The following is a 407-nucleotide window of genomic DNA, read 5'->3' on the forward strand; positions in this document are numbered from 1 at the left end:
ACGTATTCTAAACAACCAGCAGGAAGCATGAAGCGACGCCTGTCTTCCTGTTCAGAACGAAACGCAAAACGCAGAATCTCATCAGCAGAATAATCACGAGCTATAAGACCAAGGTGCTTGCAGTCAGCAGATATCAGCCAGCAGATATCATCAACAGACCACCCCAGATGGAACACATGCCCAAGCCATGAACGAGGATAATACCMCCCATCATATGACTGAGCTTTGATGACACTTTGGGCCTCTAATTTCGTATATGAACGACCTACGGATTCCATCCGAGACCACCAGTCTTGGCGGTCTTGTGTTGAACCATCGCCATCAGTTGTGTTATAATACTGATGTGGGTCGGGTTGTGACTTTCCTGCGTCATGAGCCTTCTCCTAACCTATCGGGCTTCTTCGATG

At 47.8% G+C, this 407-nt stretch carries 1 protein-coding gene; it reads right to left on the reverse strand.

The features are described from left to right. A partial coding sequence (locus KP705_RS18465) for a hypothetical protein (protein WP_215765358.1) occupies nucleotides 1-278 on the reverse strand: 278 nt, incomplete at its 3' end. Nucleotides 279-407 lie beyond the last annotated feature (129 nt).

Source organism: Gluconobacter sp. P1D12_c (genome assembly GCF_018812105.1).
Lineage (GTDB): Bacteria > Pseudomonadota > Alphaproteobacteria > Acetobacterales > Acetobacteraceae > Gluconobacter > Gluconobacter oxydans_A.